The organism is Hymenobacter latericoloratus (genome assembly GCF_014199535.1).
GTDB lineage: Bacteria > Bacteroidota > Bacteroidia > Cytophagales > Hymenobacteraceae > Hymenobacter > Hymenobacter latericoloratus.
This window is the reverse complement of the sequence record NZ_JACHNV010000022.1, coordinates 1-3,419: the sequence shown is the minus strand read 5'-3', so window position 1 is coordinate 3,419 and position 3,419 is coordinate 1. Positions and strand designations below refer to the sequence as shown.

The following is a 3,419-nucleotide window of genomic DNA, read 5'->3' as shown; positions in this document are numbered from 1 at the left end:
ACGGCCACCGGCAGCCGGTTCGAGCTGGCCGAGTTGAAGCCGGGTGGGGTACCAATGAAGGAGGCTTACGACCTGGCCGTGCAGCGCACCGCGCAACGCGATTTAGAGCAGACCAAGGGGCAAAGTCAAGGGGGAGGAAGGAGCCTGTAATGCGAGGCCGAAATACCCTTAATTTAAGAACTTAAGAAGTAACCCTCTGTAACTACCTGATTACTAATACTATCCACTTTCCATACTGGAAAGCGGGACTTTCCACCTTAGAAAGTCTCACTTGTCAAAAATGATTAGCAAAAGGAAAGTAAAACTTTCTTTTTTGGCTGTTATTCAGAAAGTGAGTTTTACCTTCGAGGGAAATCAGAATTTCCTTTTTAGCCCCATTTTGTAAAATGAAACTTTCCGATTTTGAAAAGAACAGGACTAACCCTTTTCTAGATAAGGCATTAGACGAGGTCCAAATCTCGCGCAAGTACAAGACAGCCTCGCGCACTGGTGAGAGTGCGATGCTACAGGCATTTGACCCCAACACAGGCGAGATTTTGGGCCATACCATGTTCATCCGGGAGATTGAGGTGGATGAGGAAAAATTCACGAAGCTCTATTTAAGCCAGTTTGAGAGCTTTTGGGAGCTTTCTAAGCCTGCTATTAGGGTTTTTGGGTACATCATGCAGAAAATGAAGCCCAAATCGGACAAGCTGGAATTTTTCATTGATGAATGTATGGAATACACTCATTACAAAAGCATTAAGCCGATATATGCTGCTCTTGCGAGCTTGATAGAGGCCAAAATCATTGCTAGGGGCTACAATGAGAATGTGTACTTCATCAACCCCATGATAATGTTCAATGGGGACCGGGTAAGCTTTGTGCGTAGCTACGTCAAAAAGAAGAAGTTAAAGCAAGGCGACCCACAACAACTGTCAGTATTTGACGCTATTCCCCCGTTCAGTATAGGATAAGCAAATCACCCTTTCGCTGAACGACAAGGTGAAGGCTTTCTACTGATTGTAGCTCCACGCGGTGACGGTGTCGTGGTCCAGAAACACGCGCAGAGCATCGGGAGCACCCAGCCCCATCTCGTAATGCAGTACTGGTGGATAAGGCGCCTCCGGCCAGGCATAGGTCGTGTCCGGCACCCCAAGCAGTGCGGTTACTTCGACGCGTGACATGCCCGCCTTGACCTGGGGAAGTTTGGAGTATATGTAGTTGGCTCGGTCGAAGACCAACGTATACAGCCCGTACCCGAGCGCAGCTAGCAGAAGGAAACCAATGAATAGTTTTTTCATCAGATGAGCAAAGTACCGCTCCTTCCAGTGAACTCCTGGCAGCTGCTCTGCACCAGGTGCTAGCAGGCCGCTGCAGCACGGAAGGAGTTTAAGAAACCCGTCTACGATTCAAAGTTTACGAAATGCGCCGATGGCATGAGTTTCGTAAACTCCTATGCAGGGGGTTGAGCGGGCCAAAAAGTTAACCTATCACCCCTAAAAAGCTAATCGGGGAGGTCGTTCTGAGGCGGCTAGCCGAAGTAGCACCAGCCCCGATTCCGTTAGGCATCCAAGATGGGACGTGGCTGGTGCCGCTACGCTAGCCGCTTCGCACCGACCTCCCCGATTAGCTTTTAGAAAGTTTGTATTTTCGCCGTATGACCGTGCAGTGCCAAAAATGTGGGAAGGACTATGAGCCCAAGCGCCGAGGGGGCAAATTCTGTTCGGTCTCGTGCCGGGTGGTGCAGCACCAGCTCGTGAAGAAGGGGGAAGCCTGGCCGAATCCACCCAACGGGGACGAGCGGTATTTGGCGGAGAAATTGGTCGCGGTCGGACGGTCGGCCACGGAAGCACTGGTACAGGTCGAGGGGTTGCCGGCAGCCGAGGCGTTCAGTCGTTTGCGGGCGTTGGTGGAGGGATGGGCCGGGGTAGCTAATAACTCCATCATTGAGAAGGTGCAGTACAACGAGCAGCAGGAAATGAAAGCCCAGGCCACCCGAGTGAAGCGCGTCAGAGCCAGTAAATAAGGGTATTATCGTAAGTGATAAGCGTAAGTTTTGCCCAATATGTACCCTAAAAAAGCCCCGTTAGCGTAAGTAATAAGCGTAAACAACAGGCCCAAAACCGCGCAGAAAAAACAACGGTATAACCCACTATACCGGACTGCGTCCGGTGTGGGGCTTGCAGCCAGCCCTACGCAGTATCTAGCCCCTTTCCCCACCGCCCCATGCCTTACGCCATTTGCCGAGTTGCCAAGATTAAGACCGCCCAGGCGGGCGCGGCCAAGACCGCGCACAACTACCGGCAGCGCGAAACGCCCAACGCCGACACCGAGCGCAAGCCCCTCAACCGGGAGTACATCAACACGGCCGAGCGCAATTATTGGGAGCTGGCCACCGAGCGCATTCAGGAGGCCGGGGCCAAAGTCCGGCATGATTCGGTGCGCGGGGTGGAGGTGCTGCTAACGGCCAGCCCAGAGGCGTTCAAGCGCCAGGCTGATGGGAGTCCGAACGATTGGCACGGCAGTGAGTGGGCCGAGGCCAATATTGCATTTTTGAAAGCCCAGTTCGGGGAGAAAAACGTGGTGAGCTGCACCCTGCACCAGGACGAGCTAACGCCGCACTTTCACGCCGTGGTCGTGCCCATTACCGAGGACGGCCGGCTATCGGCCAAAGACCGCTTCAACCCAAAGACCCTGCGCCAGCTCCAAACCGACTACGCCGAGGCCATGAAGCCGTTTGGGATGGAGCGGGGGGTCGAGCATAGCCGCGCCAAGCACGAGGTCATGCGCCACGTCTACGGGGCCCAGGAGCGGAGCCGGGGCGAGCTGGCCACGCTGACCAAGCCGGAGCCCGCCACACGCCTGAGCATCGAGGGGCCGAGCGGGCTGGACCTAGTCAACCTGAGCAAGTGGCGAGCCGAGCAGGAGGCGCGGCTGAACGCGGAGCTGGCCCGGCAGCTCGCCGCGGCCAACGAGCGGGCCAGCAAGGCCGCTAGCATCGCGCAGGACAGCGCCGGCGCCAAAGACCGGGAAAAGACCCTGGCCCGGCAGTTGGCGAGCGTAGAGGGCACCAAAACGAAGCAAATTCAGGTGCGAAAGGACGTGGAGGGGGGATTCACCCGCGCATTGGTCAAGGTTGCCCAGGGCGAGGCGTTGCCGGCGAACGTGCTGGAGTACGCGCACCAGGTGCGGGCTGGTATCATGGCCGAGGCCGAAAAGCACGTTCAGCAGGCCCTAAAGGGCCCTATTCGCCAAGCCTGCGACTTAACCGCACAGCTAAAAAAGCTCCCAGGATACACCTACCGGGAGGACGCGGCCACCAAACAGGGCGAGTTGCGCCACACGGCCACCGGCAGCCGGTTCGAGCTGGCCGAGTTGAAGCCGGGTGGGGTACCAATGAAGGAGGCTTACGACCTGGCCGTGCAGCGCACCGCGCA

General features: G+C 56.2%; 4 protein-coding genes. 3 read left to right on the top strand and 1 reads right to left on the bottom strand.

Translation table 11 applies throughout. The annotated features are described in order from the left end of the window. The first annotated feature begins 386 nt into the window (after positions 1–386). Complete coding sequence (locus GGU46_RS21835; RefSeq protein ID WP_183405632.1) at positions 387–956, top strand: replication/maintenance protein RepL; 570 nt, start codon at positions 387–389, stop codon at positions 954–956. Between the two features lie 39 nt (positions 957–995). Here the strand turns inward: GGU46_RS21835 and GGU46_RS21830 are convergent, their stop codons facing one another. Continuing rightward, positions 996–1,283, bottom strand: coding sequence for a hypothetical protein (locus GGU46_RS21830; protein ID WP_183405631.1), 288 nt, complete (start codon positions 1,281–1,283; stop codon positions 996–998). A 341-nt stretch (positions 1,284–1,624) separates the two neighbouring features. On the opposite strand from GGU46_RS21830, the gene GGU46_RS21825 reads away from it, so the two are divergent. Both GGU46_RS21825 and mobV read left to right on the top strand, forming a co-directional pair. Then, on the top strand, positions 1,625–2,008 hold the full coding sequence (locus GGU46_RS21825) for a hypothetical protein (RefSeq protein WP_215906433.1): 384 nt from the start codon (positions 1,625–1,627) through the stop codon (positions 2,006–2,008). 200 nt (positions 2,009–2,208) lie between these two features. After that, on the top strand, positions 2,209–3,419 hold a 1,211-nt coding region (gene mobV / locus GGU46_RS21820; protein ID WP_183405629.1), incomplete at its 3' end, for a MobV family relaxase.